We start from the raw sequence: 19,082 nt of genomic DNA, 5'->3' as shown, positions 1-19,082 counted from the left end.
GTAACCGCGCGCAGTCGCCAGCACTCTTCGGTTCCTCGACTGGGCCCCGGCCTTCGCCGGGGAAGCGCCAGTGAGGTCGTTCAACCTCAGACCTGCAAGCCGACCGCACGTTGCGCTGCCGCCAGCGTCGGCGCCGCCAGCGTCGTCGCCCGCGCCGCGCCATCCGCGAGCACCGCGCCCACCGCCGCACGATCCCCAAGCAACGCGGTCAGCCGCTCGCGAATCGGCGCAAGCGTCGCCACCGCCAGATCGGCCAGCGCAGGCTTGAACGCGCCGAACCCCTGACCCGCATATTGCGCAAGCACCGCATCGGGCGTCGACCCCTCGAGCGCGGCATAGATCGTCACGAGATTGCGCGCCTCGGCTCGTTCCGCCAGCCCCGCGACTTCGCTCGGCAGCGCATCCGCATCGCTCTTGGCCTTGCGGAACTTGGCGAGGATCAGCTCGTCGCTGTCGACCAGGTTGATCCGCGACGCATCCGACGGATCCGACTTGGACATCTTCCCGCTCGCATCGCGCAGGCTCATGATCCGCGGGGCGGCTTTGGAGATCAACGGCTCGGGCAGGACGAACGTGTTGCCATAATCGCCGTTGAACTTGACCGCGATGTCGCGCGCGAGCTCGAGATGCTGCTTCTGGTCCTCGCCGACCGGCACATGCGTCGCCTGATACAGCAGCACGTCGGCGGCCTGGAGCACGGGATAAGTGAACAGCCCGACGCTTTGCGTCTCGCCCTTCTTGCCCGCCTTGTCCTTCCACTGCGTCATCCGGCTGAGCCAGCCCATCCGCGCCGTCCCGCCCAGGATCCAGTGGAGCGCGCTGTGCGCGGGCACGCGCGCCTGGTTGAACAGGATCGCGCGGGCGGGATCGATCCCGCACGCGAGCAGCGTCGCCGCCATCTCGGTCGTGTTCGCGTCGAGCTCGGCGGGGACCACCGGCTGCGACAGTGCATGCAGGTCCGCCAGGAAGAACAGGCAGTCGTCGCCCGCGGGCATCGCATCCTGCATCACGACCCATTGCCGGATCGCGCCGAGGTAATTGCCGAGGTGGAGATTGCCCGTGGGCTGGATGCCGGAGACGACGCGCATGATAGGGTCTCGTAGGTCAGGCGCGCTTGCGCCGCAGGAAGGAAAGGTCGTCGCGGGCAAACGCCCCGAGGACGAAGGTCATGATCGCATAGACCAGCCCGCCAGCCGCCACCAGCACGACCATCGCGCCGGTCCGGATCGCCCAGCCGCCATGCGTATAGGGCGTCAGTAGCCCCTCGAGCAGCCAGAGGATGATCCCCATCGCCAGCGCCGCGAGCGCAAGCCGCCACGCGCGCCGCTTGAGCCGTGCGTCGGGCTCGAAATGCCCGCGCAGGCGCAGCGTGCGATACAGCAGCACGACATTGAAGGTCGACGCAAGCGCGGTCGCGAGCGGCGGACCCATGTGCTTGAGCGGCACGATCAGCGCGAGGTTGAGCAGCAGGTTCACCCCCATCGACAGCGTCGCGAGGCGGACCGGCGTCTTCGTGTCCGACCGCGCGTAGAAGCCCGGGGTCAGCACCTTGACCAGGATATAGCTCGGCAGCCCGATCGAGAAGGCGGCAAGCGCTTGTGCGGTATAATAGGTGTCGAGCGCGCTGTATTTGCCATGCTCGAACAGCGCCGCGACGATCGGCGCGCCGCACAGCACAAGCGCGACGGTCGCCGGGAGGGTGAGCAGCAGCGCGAGTTCGAGGCCGCGATTCTGCGTCGTCATCGCGACCGCATCCTCGCCCGCCGCGAGCTGGCGCGAGATCAGCGGGAGCAGCACGGTGCCGAGCCCGATCCCGATCAGCCCGAGCGGCAACTGGTTCACCCGGTCGGCCATATAGATATAGGTGACCGACCCGTGCGGCAGCAGTGACGCCGCAAGCGCGGTCGAGACGACGAGGTTGATCTGCACCGCGCCCGCGCCCGCTGCGGCGGGGAGGATCAGCGACAGCATCTTCTTCACGTCGGGGGTGACTTGCGGCAGGCGGAAGCCGAGGCGGACGCCGTTGGCGCGGCACGCCAAGACCAGCCACAGGAGCTGCAACACGCCCGAAATGCTCACCGCGATCGCCTGGTTGCGCGCGGTGCCGTAAGGGTCGCTGGCGTGGAACAGCAACAGTGCGGCGATCAGCGTGAGGTTGAGCAGGATCGGTGCGGCGGCGTTGACCCAGAATTTCTGGAGCGAATTGAGGATGCCGCCCAGCAGCGACACGAGGCTGATGAGCATGAGATACGGGATCGTCAGCCGCGACAGCAGCACCGCGAAATCGAACTGGTCGGCGCGAACGTCGTTGAACCCGCCCGACAGCATGTAGGTGACCGGCCAAGCGGCAAGCTCGAGCACGACCGTCATGACGATCAGGATCGGGAGCAGCACCGACAGCACGTCGCGCGCGAAGGCGAGCCCGGTCGGCAGGCCGTCGCCCGCCGTGTCGCCGACCTTCTGGTTGAACATCGGGATGAACGCCGCCGAAAACGCGCCCTCCGCGAACAGCGCGCGGAAGAGGTTGGGCAGGCGGAACGCGACGAGGAACGCGTCGGAGGCAAAGCCTGCGCCGACATAGCGCGCAAACAGCGAATCGCGGACGAGGCCGAGCACCCGGCTCGCCAGGGTAAGGCCGCCGATCGATCCGAGCGCGCGGGTGAGGTTCATCGGATCGGGGCGCTTTCGAGGAGCATGGGAAATCGCGGCCCGATGGTCCCCCCGGCGCGGTGCCGGGGGGACAGGGTCCGCTTAGGCCGAGCCGAGCGGGTTTGCGGTCGCGCCGGCTTCCTGCTGCGCCAGGAAGATGCCGCTGAAATCGATCGGTTCGAGCAGCAGCGGCGGGAAGCCGCCGTCGCGAATCGCATCGGCGAGTACGCGGCGCGCGAACGGGAACATCAGCCGCGGCGCTTCGGCCAGCAGGAACGGCTGGAGATGCTCGCCGGGGAAATTGCGCAGGCCGAACAGCCCGGCGTAGGAAAGGTCGACGAGAAACGCGACCTGGCCGTCGGCATCCGCCTTCACTTCGATCCGCAGCACGATTTCATAGACGTCCTCGCCGACCTGCGCCGACGCGATGTTGAACTGCACGTCGATCGCGGGCGCGGTCTGGTTCTGGAAGATCGCCGGTGCATTCGGGTTCTCGAACGAGAAATCCTTGATGTACTGCGAGATCATGCCCGCAGCCGGGGCCGAATCGGCGCCATTGGCGAGGGGGTCCCCGGAGATCCCGGTGGAAGTGATGAAGCCGTCATCCTGCTCGCTCATGCAACGCGTCCTTAATATGTCCGTCATAACGTCGCCACGGGTGGCGCAGTCGAAGCCGCGCGCGTAGCAGGGGGGCGAGCGGAGTTCAACGGGCGCTGATCCGCTAGGTAGTGCGCATCATTTGAAACCTTCGTGCGTTGCGCCTATGTATCCCTGTCTGCCAACCCGCCGGAGGCCGCGTGTTCCTATTAGTCATTCTCGCGATGATCGCCGGTTTTATGGCGCTCCAACTGTATCGAGTCCTCGGTAAGCGTACCGGGCACGAACAGCCCTTGCCCAAGCCGGCCGAGGAACGGACGCCGCTGACGCTCGTCCCGCGTCCGGTCGAGGCGATCGCCGACGCGCGCGAACCCGCGAGCCGTCTGGTCGAACCCAAGGCCGAGGCCGGGATTCGTTCGATCATCGCGGCCGATTCGTCGTTCGAGGTCGCGCGCTTCCTGCAAGGCGCGCAGGCCGCGTACCGCATGATCCTCGAGGCCTTCTGGCAGGGTGACCAGGAACAGCTCGACTGGCTGACCGAGAGGAGTGTGCGTGATGCGTTCGTCGCAGCAATCGCCGAGCGCGACGATGCCGGGCACAGCCTCGAGAACCGTCTGGTCTCGATCGAGCGTGCGGTAATCGCGGACGCCGTGCTCGAGGGCAAGGTCGCGCGCATCACGGTCCGGTTCGACGCCGATATTGCGGCGATCACGCGCGATGCCGATTCGGTTGTCATCGCAGGCTCGATGACCGACGCGGTCGAGACGCATGACGTCTGGACGTTCATGCGGACGCTCAAGAGCAATGATCCGAACTGGAAGCTCGCCGACACCGACGAGGTGTGAGGCAGGTGAGGACCGGGGGACGTCGTGCGCTCGGGCTTGGCCTGGCGTTTATGCTGGCTGCCTGTGGTGGGCAGGTCGCAAGGCCGGTCGGCGTCTTGCGACCGGCCCCGCTGTCGCGACCGGCGCCGGTGGCGCGCCCGGTTCCGGCGACCCCGCTGCCGGCGATCGCTGCAACCCCCACTGCAGGCGCTCTGAACGCAGCCAGTACGGGGTTTGTCGCCGGCCCCGCGTTGACCACGCTGCCCATCCGCGAGGACGATGCGGCGCGCGCCTTGTCGGCATTCCGCGCCTCCTGTGCCGCGTTGCAGCGCCGGACCGATGCCTCCAGTCTGACAAGGGGCACTGACTGGCAACCCGCTTGCACTGCGGCAGCGAGCGTTGCCGATGGCGCGGCCCGCGCGTTCTTCCTTCAATATTTCGAGGCGGTGCAGGTCGGTAGCGGTCAGGCCTTCGCGACCGGCTATTACGAGCCGGAGATCGCCGCGGCGCGCGATCGCCAGCCTGGCTATGACGTCCCGATCTACGCCCGCCCGAGCGACCTGATCGAAGTCGACCTCGGCCTGTTCAGCGATACGCTCAAGGGGCGCAAGGTCCGCGGGAAGGTCTCCGGAACGGGTTTGGTACCGTATGACGACCGGACTGCGATCGAACAGGGATCGCTTAACGGTCGCGCCCAGATCATCGCTTATGCAGCGGATCCGGTCGCGCTGTTCTTCCTCCAGGTCCAGGGGTCGGGCCGGTTGCGCTTGCCCGACGGGTCGATCCTCCGGGTTGGCTATGTCTCGCAGAACGGACGCGATTACACCGGCATCGGCGCGCTGATGAAGAAGCGCGGGTTGCTCGGCCCGGGGCAGACGTCGATGCAGGGGATCGTCGGCTGGCTCCACGACCATCCCGCAGACGGCGCCGCGATCATGCGCGAGAACAAAAGCTACGTCTTCTTCCGCGAACAGACGGGGGCGCCGAAGGGTGCGCTGGGGGTGTCGGTGACGGGCGGAGTGAGTGCTGCCGCCGACCCGAAATTCGTCCCCTTGGGCGCGCCGATCCTCCTTTCGATGGACCGCGCCGACGCCAGCCGGTTGTGGGTCGCGCAGGATACCGGCGGCGCGATCAAGGGCGCGAACCGGATCGACACCTTCTGGGGCGCAGGGCCGGACGCCGAGGCGACCGCGGGTGGGATGTCCGCGCGCGGCACCGCGTTCCTGCTATTACCGATCGGCACGATCGCGCGCCTGACGGGGGAGAGGGCCAATGGGGCACCGATCGCTCAGCCCTGACGAAGCCGCGCTTTGGGTGCGCGTGATGTCCGGCGTCCGCCCGATCGTCCGACGCCCCGCCGAACCTGCGCCGCCGCCGAAGCAACCGGTCGCTACCGCGGCGCCGACCACCATTCCGCCCAAGCCGCACCGTCTCATGGTCACGGCTAAGCCTGCGCCGCCCGCTCGGTCGACCGCGGCCCGGCCTGCGCCGCCCAAAGCCGCCACCCCGTCGAATACGCTCGACGGATCGTGGGACAAGCGGCTGTCGCGCGGGCTGGTGTCACCCGATCGGACGGTCGATCTCCACGGCCATACGCTCGCGAGTGCCTATGACCTGCTCGACGCGGCGCTGGCGATGGCGATCCGCAGCGGGGATCGCACGATCCTGCTCGTCACCGGCAAGCCGCCGCGCCCAGCCAGCGAGCGACCGCATGCCCGTGGTGCGATCCGCGCCGCGACCGGGGACTGGCTCGCCGGATCGCGCCACGCCGCCGCCATCGCTGCGGTCCGCGCGGCGCATCCGCGTCACGGCGGGGCAGGCGCCTTGTATATCGTGCTCAAGCGGCCGCGGACTTCCGATCCGACCTGACCGGCGAAGACCGCCGGACCCGTACAATTCGCAAGCGTCGGGTGAAATGGGTCTCAAACCGGACGGACGCCGCCAGAACCAGCCACTTTTCCGCCACCGCCAAGCAGTATCGCCTTGGACGCCGCGCCGTTCTTGGATAGGCCCAAACTAACGGTGTGCCCCGCCAATGCGGCGCCGCCTTGCGGCAACGGAAGAAAGATACAGCATGACGGCGGAACGATGCGGCATCATCCTGGCGGGCGGTTCGGGCACGCGCCTGCATCCCCTGACGCAGGCAGCCTCGAAGCAACTGATGCCGGTCTACGACAAGCCGATGATCTATTATCCGTTGTCGACCTTGATGCTCGCGGGGATCCGGCGGGTCCTGATCATCACCACCCCGCATGAGCAATCGGCGTTCCAGCGGTTGCTCGGCGACGGCAGCCGGCTCGGCATCTCGATCACCTATGCGGTCCAGCCCGAGCCGAACGGCCTCGCACAGGCCTATCTGATCGGCGCCGATTTCGTTGGCGGCAAGCCGTCCGCGCTGGTGCTCGGCGACAACATCTTCTTCGGCCACGGCCTGCCGGGGCTGATCGACGCGGCGAACGCGCGCACGACCGGCGCGACGGTCTTCGCATATTATGTCCGCGATGCCTCGGCGTACGGCGTGGTCGCGTTCGACCCCGAGACGCGCGCAGCGATCGACCTCGAGGAGAAGCCGAAGAACCCCAAGTCGAACTATGCCGTGACCGGCCTCTATTTCTACGACGAGCGCGCGGTCGATTTCGCGCATCAGCTTGCACCCTCGCCGCGCGGCGAACTCGAGATCACCGATCTCAACCGCATGTACCTCGACGCGGGCGACCTCAACGTCGAGATCATGGGCCGCGGCTACGCCTGGCTCGACACCGGCACGCACAACTCGCTGATCGACGCGGGCAATTACGTCCGCATCATCGAGGAACGCCAGGGCCTCAAGATCTGCTGCCCCGAGGAAATCGCGTGGCGCAAGGGCTTCATCGATGCAGCCCAGCTCGAACGCCTCGGCGGCGAGTTGCGCAAGAGCGGCTATGGCGACTATCTGCTCGGCCTGCTGCAAGAGGATCACGCGCAATGGTGAACGTCATCGAAACCGCGCTTGCGGACGTGCTGATCCTCGAGCCCAAGGTGTTCGGCGACGATCGCGGCTTCTTCCTTGAGAGCTGGAACGCGGCGTCGTTCAAGGAGGCGGGGCTCGACTGGACCTTCGTTCAGGATAACCACAGCCGCTCGTCGCGCGGCGTACTGCGCGGGCTGCATTACCAACAGCCGAACCCGCAGGGGAAGCTGGTGCGCGTCGTTTCGGGGTCGGTGTACGACGTTGCGGTCGATATCCGCAAAGGGTCGCCGACGTTCGGCCAATGGGTCGGGGTGCATCTGAGCGCTGCGAACAAGCGCATGTTCTGGATCGGGCCGGGCCTCGCGCACGGCTTCCTCTGCCTCGAGGACAACACCGACTTCCTCTACAAGTGCACCAGCGCCTATTCGCCCGCGGATGAGCATGCCCTGCTGTGGAACGACCCCGCGGTGGGGATTGAATGGCCGCTCGACGGGATCGAGCCGATCCTGTCCGCGAAGGACCGCGTCGGCCGGACGCTCGAACAGATCGCTGCGGCATGAAGGCGCTGATCGTCGGAGCCGGGGGGCAGCTCGGCCATGCGCTCGTCGCGACCGCGCCCGAGGGCGTGGAGATCGTCACCTGTGATCAGGACACGGTCGACATCACCGATGCGGCGCGGGTCGCGGCGTTCGTCGCGGCGGTCGCGCCCGATGTGATCTTCAACGCCGCCGCCTATACCGCGGTCGACAAGGCCGAGAGCGATGCGGCGACCGCACAGGCGGTCAACGCCGATGCGGTCGGGTATCTTGCGACCGCGGCGAAGGCGGCCGGAGCCCGGCTCGTCCATGTCTCGACCGATTTCGTGTTCGATGGCAGCGCGACCACGCCTTATGCGCCGGATGCGCCCGCGTCTCCGCTCGGGGTCTACGGCCGGACCAAGCGCGCGGGCGAACAGGCGGCGGGGCCGGAGGCGCTGGTCGTACGGACCGCGTGGCTCTACGGCCCGGTCGGCGGCAATTTCGTCCGGACGATGCTGCGCCTGATGGCGGCGCATCCGCAGTTGCGCGTGGTGGGCGACCAGATCGGCTGCCCGACCTATGCGCCGGCGCTGGCATCGGCGCTGTGGTCGCTCGCGGCGCAGGGCACGACCGGCCTGTATCACTTCAGCGATGGCGGACAGGCGAGCTGGTACGACTTCGCGGTCGCGATCCAGGAGGAAGCGCTGGCGGCGGGTCTGCTCGAAAAGGCAGTGCCGGTCCTCGCGATCCCGACCACCGACTATCCGACCCCGGCGCAGCGCCCGGCCTATTCGGTGCTCGACTGCACCGCCACCTATGCGCTGCTCGGTCGCCCGGCGACCCCGTGGCGCGACAATCTGATCCTCATGCTCGAAGAGATCCGCAAGAATGGCTAATCTGCTCGTCACCGGCGGCGCCGGGTTCATTGGCGCGAATTTCGTGCATTACTGGCGCGAGAACCACGCCGACGACGCGGTCGTCGTGCTCGATGCGCTGACCTATGCAGGCAACCGCGAGAACCTCGCCGGCCTCGATTCGGTCGAGTTCGTCCACGGCAACATCCTCGACACCGATCTGGTGACGTCGCTGCTGCGCGACCACAAGATCGACACGGTCGTTCACTTCGCAGCGGAAAGCCATGTCGACCGCTCGATCCTCGACCCCGACGCGTTCGTCACGACCAACGTGCTCGGCACGCACAGCCTGCTCCGCGCCGCGCGGACGGTATGGCTCGACAGCGGCAGCGGCACGCCGCACCGTTTCCACAACGTCTCGACCGACGAAGTGTACGGCTCGCTCGGGCCGAACGATCCGGCGTTCAGCGAGACGACGCCCTATGCGCCCAACTCGCCCTATTCGGCATCGAAGGCTGGCGCGGATCATCTCGTCCGGGCGTACCACCACACCTTCGGTCTCGATGTCACGACGACCAATTGCTCGAACAATTACGGGCCGTTCCAGTTTCCCGAGAAGCTGATCCCGCTGTTCCTGATCAACGCGCTCAATGGGCGCAACCTGCCGATCTATGGCGACGGGATGAACGTGCGCGACTGGCTCCACACGTCGGACCATTGCCGCGGGATCGAGGCGGCGCTCCAGCGCGGGACCCCGGGCGAAGTCTATAACATCGGTGGCGGGGAAGAAGTGCCCAACCTGACCGTGATCGACGAGATCTGCCGCAGCGTCGATGCGGCGTTCGCCGCCGACCCGTCGCTTGCCGCGCGTTACCCCGATGCGCCCGCCGCGCGCGGGGTGCCGACGAACACGCTCAAGACCTTCGTCGAGGATCGCAAGGGCCATGACCGCCGCTATGCGATCGACGAGCGCAAGGCACGCGCGGAGATCGGCTACACCCCGGCGCGCGACTTCGCGGGTGGCCTTGCCGATACGCTCGGCTGGTATCTTGCGAACGAAGCGTGGTGGCAGCCGATGCTCGAGCGCGCAAAGCTCGGCAACGGGTAACGAAGCGCTTCGCCAACCCCCGTCACTCCGGCACAAGGCCGGGGTGACGGGGGAGGCCGCTCTAGCTCTTCGCCATGCCGTAGGTGTTGAGCAGATCGTACAGCATCGGGCGCGAGATGTTGAGGTCACGCGCCGCCGCCGACAGGTTGCCGTCGTTGAGCGCGATCGCCGCCGCGATTGCCGAGCGATCCGCCCGTTCGCGCGCGACGCGCAATTCGGTGCGCTCCATCGCGACGCTGGTCTGCTCGAAATCGAGATCCTGCGCGGTGATCATCGATCCTTCCGCCATGATCGTCGCGCGACGAATCCGGTTCTCGAGCTCGCGGACGTTCCCCGTCCACGGCCAGTTGTTGATCGCGGTCAGCGCATCCGGCGCGAAGCCCTTGATCCGCGCCTGCTTCCCCGTGTTCATCTTGCGCAGGAAGAAGCGCGCGAGCAGCACCGCATCGCCCGACCGTTCGGCGAGCGAGGGAATGCGGATCACCATTTCGGCAAGCCGAAAATACAGATCCTCGCGGAACCGGCCTTCCTGCATCAGCGTCGTCAGGTCCTGATGCGTGGCGGTCACGACGCGTGCGTCGATCGGGATCGGCTTGCGGCCGCCGACTCGCTCGATCACGCGTTCCTGCAGGAAGCGCAGCAACTTGACCTGCATCGCGAAGGGCACGTCGCCGATTTCGTCGAGGAACAGCGTGCCGCCATTGGCCATCTCGATCTTGCCGACCGTCGCCTTCACCGCACCGGTAAACGCGCCCTTCTCGTGGCCGAACAGTTCGGATTCGAGCAGCGTCTCCGGGATCGCCGCGCAGTTGATCGCGACGAAATTGCCCCGCGCGCGCGCGCTCTTGGTGTGGATCGCCTTGGCGAGCAATTCCTTGCCGGTCCCCGATGCGCCGAGCAGCATCACCGAGGCATCGACGTCGGCGACCTTCTCGATCGTGCGCAGGACGGTGAGCATCTGCGGCGCGCCGGTGATGATCCCCTCCGCGCTCGCGAGCTGGTCCGCCTGCTCGGCAAGCCGGCGATTCTCCGCTCGATCTGCGCGAGGTGGAAGGCGCGCCCGACGATCAGGCTCAGGTCGGTGATGTTGATCGGCTTGGAGTAGAAATCATACGCCCCCAGCGCGATCGCCTTCTGCGCGCTCTCGCGCGCCTCGTGCCCCGAGGCGACGATCACCTTGACCGCCGGGTTTTGCGCGACCAGCTCGCGCAACGTGGCGAAGCCCTCCGACGTGCCGTCGGGATCTGGCGGCAGGCCGAGGTCGAGCGTGATGACCGCGGGGTTCTCGGTCCGCTGCGCGGTCAGCGCGGCGGCGCGGTCGCCGGCGACGACGACGTCATATTCGGTGAACGCCCATTCGAGTTGGGCCTGCAGGTCGAGGTCGTCCTCGACGATCAGCAGCTTCTGTTTTTCGCTCGTGTCGGCCATATCCGTGCTTACCTAATCGAGCGCGTCGCTGAGCGGAAGTTCGATCGTGAAGACGCTGCCATGGCCCTCGGTACTGGCCACGCGCAACGATCCGCCCATCCCCGTCACGAGCGCTTTCGCCTCGGCGGCCCCGATCCCGAAGCCGCCGCCCTTCGTTGACACGAAAGGCTTAAACAAGCCCTTTCGAATGAAGTCCGCGGACATGCCCACGCCGCTGTCGGTGACCGTGATATGGCAGTGCGTCGCGTTGCGCGTCGCGGCGACGACGACCGGCTGGTCGACCGGGCTCGCCTCGATCGCATTCTGGACGAGGTGTTCTAGCGCGAGCTTGAGCTTTTCGAGATCCCCGCGCGCGTGCGCGGCGCAAGGGGGGCCGACCGACAGCGAACGTTGCCCGACTCGCCCGCCGACGACCGCGGCGATCAGCGCGTCGACATCGATGCTCGCGGGCGGCGCGGTCTGCAGCACCCGGTCGGGCGACAGCCGCGACAACAGGACGTTCATCTTCTGCACCGCGCTGGTCAGGCTGCGGTTCATCTCGGCCTGGAACTTGGGGTTCGAGCCGTGTTGCTGAGCGTTGCTGGCGAGCAGCGACAATTGGCTGACGACGTTCTTGATGTCGTGGATGATGTACGCGAAGCGCCGGTTGAACTCCTCGAAGCGCCGCGCTTCCTCCAGCTCGAGTTGCTTGTGCGAATCCGAGATATGGACCGCGGCCTGCTGGCCGATGACCTTCAGCAGGTCGAAATCCTCCCAGTCGAGGGCGCGCTGCAACCGTGGCTTGGCGAGGATGACGACGCCGATCATCGCCGACATCCAGATCAGCGGCACCGCGACCCAGGCGTCCGCGATCGTGTCGACCGAGGCGTCGCTGCGGTGCGCTTCGGGGTCAAGCGTCACGATCAGGCCCTGTTCGAGCAGGTCCTGTTCGGCGTCGGGAAAACGGACTGCGCCGCTCGGCGGGGGCGCACGGTGACCCCAGCACCAGGCGGCGGCGACGTCGAAGCTGCGGCGGTCGCTGGTCAGCAACAGCAGCCCGGCGGGGGATTCGGTCACGTCCGCGACAGCCTTCACGACCCGTTCCTCAAGCGATAGCGCGGTCCCCGCGGAATCGGCGATCGTCGCGCTGAAGCGCAGCCATTCCGCACGATAGTCATAGCGGTGGCTGAACAGGTTCTTGACGATGATGACCTTGAACCACGCCCGCGCGCGGGTCGAGAACAGCAGCAACGCGCCTGCCGCGGACAGAGCGGCGACGGCGACAATCGCCAGGACCGGCCCCGCCGACCCCTGGAACAGCATTTCGGACCGGGCGATCAGCGACATGCTGACGAAATACAGGCCGATCGCGACCAGCGAGAGTGACTGGAACGTCACCTTGCGTGACAGGGCGATCTTCCAATGTTCCTGCCGGCGCGCCGCGAGCAGGAATAGCGGGACCAGCAGCAGCGCGACGACTGCCCGCCCGGCCGCGAGCGGTTCGGCGACCTTATACCTCAGCAGCCCTACGGTGTAGAGATTGAGGTCGTACGCCCACAACATGCCCAACCCGAACAGGATCAGCCGGAAGCCGGTTCCGCTGCTGCTGGTCAGGCCATTGTACAGGCTGTGGAGGTAGATGACCCCGCCCATCGAGAAGAGCAGCCGAAGGGCGATCGTCACGACCAGCCAGGGCAAGCCGTTGGACGAATCCGCGACCTGTACCGCGCTGGTTATCGCGGCCGCGGCACCGAGGACGGCGAGCAGCGCAAGCAGCGCTGCGCTGTGAGACCGGCTCCCGGGTGCGTCGGCCAGCGGTTGGGTCGCGTTGGCAAGATACGCAAGCCAGGCGAGGTTGCGCAGCAGTTGCGCGAGCACGATGACCACCGGATCCTGAACGAGCCCGGAGACCGCCCAGACCGACATGCCGACGAACGCGAGGACCAGCGTCGGTGCCCGCTCGGTGCCGGTGCCGAGCGAGATTCGCCAGGCGGCGAGGATGGCGTAGGCGGCGGCAGTGGCCGCGAGGATCCAGAAGAGAAGCACGCAGTCTGCCTACACCGTTGTCACACCGATCGCGCACGCTTTTGTTGGGGTGCCATGTCGCGCCGGTGCGGAATGCGTCCAGCCTCGGTCGGCGAGCGCGACCGGACGACGGGGACGGACACGCAATGGCCACCCCCCGCGACCGATCAGACGAGGATCGTGCGAACGCCCCAGACGATCGTGCTCCACAGCACGAGGTTGACCATGAGGAGAACGGCCACGCGACCAAGCGGATGGAACCGCGTCGACGGTGACCGCCCCGAGACGCTGGCGTCATCGGCGCCGAACTTGCCGCTGAGCACCGCGCCTGCCCCGACCGCGGATGCGAGTTCGGAGGCGTCGAGCGGAGCCACGAATTCGCATCCATAACTCAGGCCCAGACGGCGCACGATCCGTACGTCCCGTCGTCCAATGCCGGCAAGCTGCAAGCTGACGAACGTTCCCAGCGAAAGATCCGCGGTGGTGGACATGCCGAAGCCGACGACGGAGAGATTCTCGATGAAGATGTCGATCGGTTGTCGATCAGCGTTGCGAAGCGTCGCGGGACGCGCGGCTGGAATGCGGTGAGCGGCGCGACCCGGGCACGAAAGCGTGGCGGCCATCATCATCAACTCTCTCACTCTCCTAAAGGAACTTCTTTACCGGTACATCGTTGTGTGCGCCGTTTTCGGATCGTGGCATATCGATCCTCAAACGAAAAGAGCCAGCGACGCCCGGAAAGGACAATTTCGCAAATAAAATTGCGCAAACGCCCCACGCACGCGCGCCGGCCGTCGTGGCCGCTTCAAGACTCGCGAAAAATACGGTATTTAGGTGCCGCCTGGCAGCTTCGTTACCGCAATCTTTACCATTGTCGGGCACATCCGCGGCATCCCAAGGTTGTCAGGTCCGCATCCATGAAACTGCACGATAGCGTCGAACGTCGATTGACCGAAGCTTACGGCCCTGCGGACGCACCCGCGGTCGATCCGGAGACCGGGCCGCGCGCGCTCGCCATCCTGTTCGCGATCCTCAACGTCTCGGTCGATCCCGCGCAGATGCGCCACGAGCTCGGTCACGCCGATCCGTTGACGGCCGGCGATATCGTCCGTCTCGCGCGGCGGCAGGATGGGGCGAAGGCAAAGTCGGTGACGGTCGAACCCGGTCGCCTGTCGCGGCAGCCGCTGCCCGCCCTCGCCAGCGGCCCGGGGGGGTGGTTCGTGATCGGTCGGCTGGTCGACGATGGCGTGCTGATCCAGCGCCCCGGCCAGCAAGTCGAAAAGGTCGATCGCGCGAAACTGGACGAATTGTGGGACGGCCAATTGATCCTTCTGACCACGCGCGAGGCGCGGGGCGCGGGGAAGGGGCGGTTCGACCTCAGCTGGTTCGTACCGCAGATCGTCCGGTATCGCCGGCTGATCGGCGAAGTGCTGCTGATCACCTTCGCGCTCAATTTGCTCGGGCTTGCCGCCCCGCTGTTGTTCCAGAACGTGATCGACAAGGTGCTCGCGCACAATGCGCAGACGACGCTCAACGTGCTCGCGATCGGTTTCGTCGCGGTGTCGGTATGGGAGACGATGTTCGGCTGGATCCGCAGCCGGGTCTATTCGGAGACGAGCCAGAAGATCGACGTCGAATTGGGCGCACGGCTGTTCCGCCATCTGCTCGCGCTCCCGCTCAGCTATTTCGAGAAGCGTCGCGTCGGCGACACCGTCACGCGCGTCCGCCAGCTCGAGACGATCCGCGAATTCCTGACGACCGCGTCGCTCAGCGTGCTGGTCGATCCGCTGTTCATCGGCGTGTTCATGGTCGCGATGCTGATCTACTCGCCGCCGCTGTTCGGCATCGTCGCGGTCAGCCTGGTCGGCTATGTCGTGGTGTCCGTCGCCGTCACGGGAACGCTCCGTCTGCGGATCGAGGAGAAGTTCGAACGCGGCGCGGCGAGCAATGCGCTGCTGGTCGAAAGCGTGAGCGGGATCCAGACGGTCAAGGCCGCCGCGGTTGAGCCGCAGTGGCAGGACCGCTGGGAACGCCAGCTTGCCGCGACCAGCGCCGCGTCGCTCCGCGTCACCAACCTCGGCAGCACCGGCAGCCAGGCGGTCGAACTCATCTCCAAGCTGACCTTTGCCGCGATCCTGTTCTTCGGCGCGAAAGCGGTGATGGGCGGCGCGCTGACGCTCGGCGGGCTGGTCGCGTTCAACATGTTCGCGCAACGCGTGTCCGGGCCGGTCATTCGCCTCGCGCAATTGTGGCAGGATTTCCAGCAGGTCCGCATCTCGGTCGAACGGCTCGGCGACATCCTCAACCATCCGGTCGAGCCGCAGGCGAGCTCGCGCGTTACGCTCCCGTCGATGAAGGGCGCGATCAGCTTCGATGCGGTGCGGTTCCGCTACGCAGTCGACAGCCCGCCCGCGCTCGACGGCGTGTCGCTCGACATCGCGGCCGGGGAATCGATCGGGATCGTCGGGTCGTCAGGGTCGGGCAAGTCGACGCTGACCAAGCTGCTCCAGCGGCTGTATCTCGCCGAAAGCGGTCGCGTGTTGATCGACGGGATGGATATCGCGCAGGTCGACCCGACCTGGCTCCGCCGCCAGATCGGCGTCGTGCTGCAGGAGAACATCCTGTTCAACCGCTCGATCCGCGAGAATATCGCGCTGGTCAATCCGGCGATGCCGCTCGACCGCGTGATGCGCGCGGCGAACCTCGCGGGGGCGCACGGCTTCATCCTGCAGCAGCCGCAGGGCTATGACACGCCGATCGTCGAACGCGGGGTCAACCTGTCGGGCGGGCAGCGCCAGCGGATCGCGATCGCGCGCGCGCTGGTCACCGATCCGCGGATCCTGATCCTCGACGAAGCGACGTCCGCGCTCGATGCCGAAAGCGAGGAGATCATCCGCAACAACCTCAGCGCAATCTCCAAGGGGCGCACCGTCGTGGTGATCGCGCATCGCCTGTCCGCCGTGCGCGACTGCAACCGTATCGTCGCGCTGGAGAAGGGCAAGATCGTCGAGGTCGGGACGCATGACGAGTTGCTGAGGCTGGGCGGCCGCTACGCCGAACTCCACCGTCGCCAATCGGGTCTGAAGGATATCGCCGCATGAACGCGCTGACCACCAACTGGCGGATGATCACCGCCACGCTCGCCGAGGAAAAGGCGCGTTCCGCCGGCCGTTTGCGGATCGACGACGCCGCCTTCCTGCCCGCTGCACTCGAGGTGATCGAGCGGCCGGTGTCGCCGACCGCGCGGATCACCGCCAAGGTACTGCTCGCCGGTGTGGCTGCGCTCGGCCTGTGGCTGACGCTTGGGCGGACCGACATCATCGCGTCCGCGCAAGGGAAGATCGTGCCGACCGGCGCGGTCCAGCTCGTCCAGCCCGCCGAGGCTGGCGTGGTGCGCCGGATCCTCGTCCATGACGGGGACCATGTGAAAAAGGGGCAGGTGCTCGTGCTGCTCGACCCAACCGTCTCCGCCACCGAAGCGGCGCAGGCGCGCAAGTCGCTCGAGACGGTCTCCTTCGAGGTCGCGCGGACGCGCGCCGTGGTCGATGCGCTCGATGGCAAGGGCTTCCGCTTTGCGGCACCTGCGGGGACCGAGCCGTCTGCCGCGGCACTGCAGGAATCGCTCGCGCGCGCCAAACTGGCGGAAGTGCAGGCGTCGATCCAGGCGCAGGTTGCGGGCAATGCGGTTGCCAGTGCGGAGATCGGCGCGGCACGCGCAGCCGTCGCCAAGCTGACCGAAACGCTCCCGTTGCTCGACGAACAGATTGCGGCGAATGAGCAATTGCTCGCCAAGGGCTATGTCTCGAAAATGAAGGTGCTCGAAATGCGCCGCGAGCGGATCGGGCAGGTGCGCGATCGCGATTCGGCGCTGCAGGCGATCCGCCGCGCAACCGCGCAGGCGGGCGGGGCCGCGAGCAACTCAGCAAAGGCGCGCGCTGACGCGCGCTCCGCGCTGCTCGACGAACTGGTCAAGTCTACCGCCGAGATGCGGTTGCGTCAGGACGAGCTGCTCAAGTCGACTCAGCGCGCGACGCTGCAGGCGCTACGCGCCCCGGTCGCGGGGACGATCGGGCAGCTTTCGGTGCATACTGAAGGCGGCGTGGTCGAGGCGGCGAAGCCGATCATGACGGTCGTGCCGGGCGACGGGAAGCTCGTCGCCGAGGTCAAATTGCTCAACCGCGACGCCGGGTTTGTGAGTGCGGGCCAGAAGGTCGGGGTCAAGCTCGAGGCCTTCCCGTTCGCCCGTTACGGGTTGATCCCCGGGCATGTCCTCGGGGTCAGTCCCGATGCGGTCGACGACGAGAAGCTCGGCCCGGTCTATGTGCTGCGCGTGGCGCTCGATCGGACGACGATTTCGCGCGGCGACCGTACCGTGCCGGTCACCCCCGGCATGATGGTGACTGCCGATATCGTGACCGGCAATCGCAGTTTCTTCAGCTACCTTACCAGCCCGATCGACGAAGCGCGGACATCGGCGTTGCGCGAACGCTGACGCTGCGCCGGATACCGTCGACCCGTTCCCCGCTAGGTGCGGGGAACGTTCGCGGCGACCAACGCGCGGAATTTCGGCGATTCGGAATCAGGCTGGTCATAGCTGACCTTATGTCCCCAGCTCCCGAACCGGGACCCGTAGCCGCCCACACTGTTGAACGCGCAGAACAGCGAACAGCCCAGATGAACTTCGGTCCTGAGGATATCGAGATACAGATCCTCCATCCCGGGAAGCGACTGTGCGGCCCCCAATGCGGGATTATAGGGAAGGTCGGCCTGCCCCTTCGGCTGGATATGCTGCCCGCCTTCGTAGACGATATATTTCAGGCCCAGTTTCTGCGCATGCCGCGCGGCGTCGAGGGCAGCGCCGCCCAGGGTCTGCTGGTGTACCACGCTGCGCATGTCGTTGATGACCTCTTCGCCCGTCAAAGCCGCACCACGCGCCTGCCAGCGATCGTACTCGGGGCCGCCCGGGCCGAAATAGGCCGTCTGTGCGACGGCATCGCAACCGCCATTCGCCACGCATGTGTCGATCGTGCGCAACGCGACGTCGAGCCATCCCGTCTGCGTGGCACAGACACGGATCACGCGACCACGGTCGCGCGCGGGCCATGCGGTGTGAAACGTCTGCAACGCATGTCCGAACAGCATGCCGATCCTCTCGGGATGGTTCGCGCCCTTGGTCTTGGCGGGATCATCCCAGGCCTTGCCGCCCTTCGCCTCAACCAGGTCGCCGAGACGTCGCGAGTGCAGCATCCAGTGCGCCTGCTTGAACTGCCAGTTCCAGATCTCGTTCGAGACCTCGATATAGACTTTCAGCTTGGGATCGAGCTTTGCGTGGATCAGCTTCGCGAACTCGGTGATATATTCGTCGGTCGCACGGTGCGGAATACAGAACCAGGCGTCTGCACCGACCTTGTTGCACAGCGCGATCATCACTTCATGCGCTGCACCCCCGGAGAAGCGACGCTGGTACGGGGTCATCGCATGCTCCCCCGTTTCGCCCGGGTCGCCGCTGGTCCCGATCATGGTATAGAAGGTCGGACGGCGACGGCTGGCCCATTCCTCCTCGACCGACCCGTTCGTCGCGCCCCAGTCCATGAAGCGCAACGCATGGAATGCGCTGCAGAACTTGACGAATTCGGGCAGGAAGGGATTCGCGGCCAAATCGACATGCTCGTCGGCCAGCGCCACGATGCGAATGTTGCGCACCGGGTCCGCCGGGTTGGAGCGCGCGATCGAAATGCCCTCGTTGATTTTCCGGTTGTGGGACATCTGGAGCAGCACTCGTCCCTTGCTCTGGCTGACGACACGGGTCTCCATCACTCCGGCGATGCTGCCGTCGCCATCGTACAGCATGACATACTTGCCAGGCTTCAAGGTATTCGGGAGAAGCGTGAAGACCGATTGCGGGGGACGTCCGCCAACCCCCTTCACAGGAATTTCAAGCGGATATCCATTGGCGTCAAACGTGACGGTGCTTTCCTGATTGGTGCTCCAGCCGCCGCTACCGTCGGCGTTGTGCGTCATCCAGGGGCGGGCACCCCACATCAGGTTGCGAAAGGGAAAGCCGTCCGCATAGTCCGAAAAGGCGGCAAGGTTCATACCGATCGGCAATTTCGGTATCGTGGTCGGCGGGACGGATGGGCCCGGCCAGCC

The 19,082-nt window shown here is 66.5% G+C and carries 15 protein-coding genes and 1 pseudogene; 9 read left to right on the top strand and 7 right to left on the bottom strand.

The genetic code is table 11. From position 1 onward, the window contains the following. Nucleotides 1-86 precede the first annotated feature (86 nt). The 3 genes from trpS to secB form a co-directional block, all read right to left on the bottom strand. A complete protein-coding gene (gene trpS, locus RI03_RS13650) occupies nt 87-1,088 on the bottom strand; it encodes a tryptophan--tRNA ligase (RefSeq protein WP_010217973.1) in 1,002 nt (333 codons plus the stop codon). A 16-nt stretch (nt 1,089-1,104) separates the two neighbouring features. Further along, nucleotides 1,105-2,670: a murein biosynthesis integral membrane protein MurJ gene (gene murJ, locus RI03_RS13645; RefSeq protein WP_010217972.1), complete on the bottom strand. Its 1,566-nt coding sequence runs from the start codon at nt 2,668-2,670 to the stop codon at nt 1,105-1,107. 81 nt (nt 2,671-2,751) lie between these two features. Beyond that, nucleotides 2,752-3,267, bottom strand: coding sequence for a protein-export chaperone SecB (gene secB / locus RI03_RS13640; protein WP_010217971.1), 516 nt, complete (start codon nt 3,265-3,267; stop codon nt 2,752-2,754). 179 nt (nt 3,268-3,446) lie between these two features. Here secB and RI03_RS13635 point away from each other — a divergent pair, with 179 nt between their 5' ends. The 7 genes from RI03_RS13635 to rfbB all read left to right on the top strand — a co-directional run bounded on the left by RI03_RS13635 (nt 3,447) and on the right by rfbB (nt 9,500). Continuing rightward, nucleotides 3,447-4,091 carry a Tim44/TimA family putative adaptor protein gene (locus RI03_RS13635; protein WP_026046722.1) on the top strand — a complete coding sequence of 215 codons (645 nt, stop codon included), beginning with the start codon at nt 3,447-3,449 and terminating at the stop codon, nt 4,089-4,091. A gap of 50 nt (nt 4,092-4,141) precedes the next feature. Next, nucleotides 4,142-5,368, top strand: coding sequence for a murein transglycosylase A (gene mltA / locus RI03_RS13630; protein ID WP_010217969.1), 1,227 nt, complete (start codon nt 4,142-4,144; stop codon nt 5,366-5,368). Further along, nucleotides 5,343-5,939, top strand: a complete 597-nt coding sequence (locus tag RI03_RS13625; protein WP_010217968.1) for a Smr/MutS family protein — start codon at nt 5,343-5,345, stop codon at nt 5,937-5,939. Before mltA ends, RI03_RS13625 begins: the two co-directional genes overlap by 26 nt. Before the next feature lie 205 nt (nt 5,940-6,144). After that, a complete protein-coding gene (rfbA, locus tag RI03_RS13620; RefSeq protein ID WP_010217967.1) occupies nt 6,145-7,041 on the top strand; it encodes a glucose-1-phosphate thymidylyltransferase RfbA in 897 nt (298 codons plus the stop codon). Next, a complete protein-coding gene (gene rfbC, locus RI03_RS13615; RefSeq protein WP_010217966.1) occupies nt 7,035-7,580 on the top strand; it encodes a dTDP-4-dehydrorhamnose 3,5-epimerase in 546 nt (181 codons plus the stop codon). Before rfbA ends, rfbC begins: the two co-directional genes overlap by 7 nt. After that, nucleotides 7,577-8,434, top strand: a complete 858-nt coding sequence (gene rfbD, locus RI03_RS13610; RefSeq protein WP_010217965.1) for a dTDP-4-dehydrorhamnose reductase — start codon at nt 7,577-7,579, stop codon at nt 8,432-8,434. Before rfbC ends, rfbD begins: the two co-directional genes overlap by 4 nt. Continuing rightward, a complete protein-coding gene (gene rfbB / locus RI03_RS13605; protein ID WP_010217964.1) occupies nt 8,427-9,500 on the top strand; it encodes a dTDP-glucose 4,6-dehydratase in 1,074 nt (357 codons plus the stop codon). The genes rfbD and rfbB overlap by 8 nt, the downstream gene beginning before the upstream one ends. Nucleotides 9,501-9,561: 61 nt before the next feature. Here rfbB and prsR read toward each other — a convergent pair. The 3 genes and pseudogenes from prsR to RI03_RS13590 all read right to left on the bottom strand — a co-directional run bounded on the left by prsR (nt 9,562) and on the right by RI03_RS13590 (nt 13,561). Further along, nucleotides 9,562-10,928: pseudogene (gene prsR / locus RI03_RS13600) on the bottom strand (PEP-CTERM-box response regulator transcription factor). A 12-nt stretch (nt 10,929-10,940) separates the two neighbouring features. Further along, a complete protein-coding gene (prsK, locus tag RI03_RS13595; protein WP_010217963.1) occupies nt 10,941-12,953 on the bottom strand; it encodes an XrtA/PEP-CTERM system histidine kinase PrsK in 2,013 nt (670 codons plus the stop codon). A gap of 146 nt (nt 12,954-13,099) precedes the next feature. Beyond that, nucleotides 13,100-13,561, bottom strand: coding sequence for a PilZ domain-containing protein (locus RI03_RS13590; protein WP_010217962.1), 462 nt, complete (start codon nt 13,559-13,561; stop codon nt 13,100-13,102). 288 nt (nt 13,562-13,849) lie between these two features. Between RI03_RS13590 and RI03_RS13585 the strand changes: the two genes are divergently transcribed. Continuing rightward, a complete protein-coding gene (locus RI03_RS13585; protein ID WP_010217961.1) occupies nt 13,850-16,033 on the top strand; it encodes a type I secretion system permease/ATPase in 2,184 nt (727 codons plus the stop codon). After that, nucleotides 16,030-17,424 carry an HlyD family type I secretion periplasmic adaptor subunit gene (locus tag RI03_RS13580; RefSeq protein ID WP_010217960.1) on the top strand — a complete coding sequence of 465 codons (1,395 nt, stop codon included), beginning with the start codon at nt 16,030-16,032 and terminating at the stop codon, nt 17,422-17,424. Before RI03_RS13585 ends, RI03_RS13580 begins: the two co-directional genes overlap by 4 nt. Before the next feature lie 32 nt (nt 17,425-17,456). Here the strand turns inward: RI03_RS13580 and RI03_RS13575 are convergent, their stop codons facing one another. Then, nucleotides 17,457-19,040 carry a hypothetical protein gene (locus RI03_RS13575; protein ID WP_238542368.1) on the bottom strand — a complete coding sequence of 528 codons (1,584 nt, stop codon included), beginning with the start codon at nt 19,038-19,040 and terminating at the stop codon, nt 17,457-17,459. Nucleotides 19,041-19,082 lie beyond the last annotated feature (42 nt).

Source organism: Sphingomonas sp. PAMC 26621 (genome assembly GCF_000251145.1).
Classification (GTDB): Bacteria; Pseudomonadota; Alphaproteobacteria; order Sphingomonadales; family Sphingomonadaceae; genus Sphingomonas.
Note: the sequence above shows the minus strand (reverse complement) of the source record. Positions and strands in the feature narration are given on the sequence as shown.

Excerpts from the sequence above, each read along its gene's own strand:
- rfbC (WP_010217966.1), top strand. The coding sequence starts at position 7,035 with ATGGTGAACGTCATCGAAACCGCGCTTGCGGACGTGCTGATCCTCGAG.
- rfbA (WP_010217967.1), top strand. The coding sequence starts at position 6,145 with ATGACGGCGGAACGATGCGGCATCATCCTGGCGGGCGGTTCGGGCACG.
- RI03_RS13580 (WP_010217960.1), top strand. The coding sequence starts at position 16,030 with ATGAACGCGCTGACCACCAACTGGCGGATGATCACCGCCACGCTCGCC.
- rfbB (WP_010217964.1), top strand. The coding sequence starts at position 8,427 with ATGGCTAATCTGCTCGTCACCGGCGGCGCCGGGTTCATTGGCGCGAAT.
- RI03_RS13625 (WP_010217968.1), top strand. The coding sequence starts at position 5,343 with ATGGGGCACCGATCGCTCAGCCCTGACGAAGCCGCGCTTTGGGTGCGC.
- mltA (WP_010217969.1), top strand. The coding sequence starts at position 4,142 with ATGCTGGCTGCCTGTGGTGGGCAGGTCGCAAGGCCGGTCGGCGTCTTG.
- murJ (WP_010217972.1), bottom strand. The coding sequence starts at position 2,670 with ATGAACCTCACCCGCGCGCTCGGATCGATCGGCGGCCTTACCCTGGCG.
- rfbD (WP_010217965.1), top strand. The coding sequence starts at position 7,577 with ATGAAGGCGCTGATCGTCGGAGCCGGGGGGCAGCTCGGCCATGCGCTC.
- RI03_RS13585 (WP_010217961.1), top strand. The coding sequence starts at position 13,850 with ATGAAACTGCACGATAGCGTCGAACGTCGATTGACCGAAGCTTACGGC.
- secB (WP_010217971.1), bottom strand. The coding sequence starts at position 3,267 with ATGAGCGAGCAGGATGACGGCTTCATCACTTCCACCGGGATCTCCGGG.
- RI03_RS13590 (WP_010217962.1), bottom strand. The coding sequence starts at position 13,561 with ATGATGATGGCCGCCACGCTTTCGTGCCCGGGTCGCGCCGCTCACCGC.
- trpS (WP_010217973.1), bottom strand. The coding sequence starts at position 1,088 with ATGCGCGTCGTCTCCGGCATCCAGCCCACGGGCAATCTCCACCTCGGC.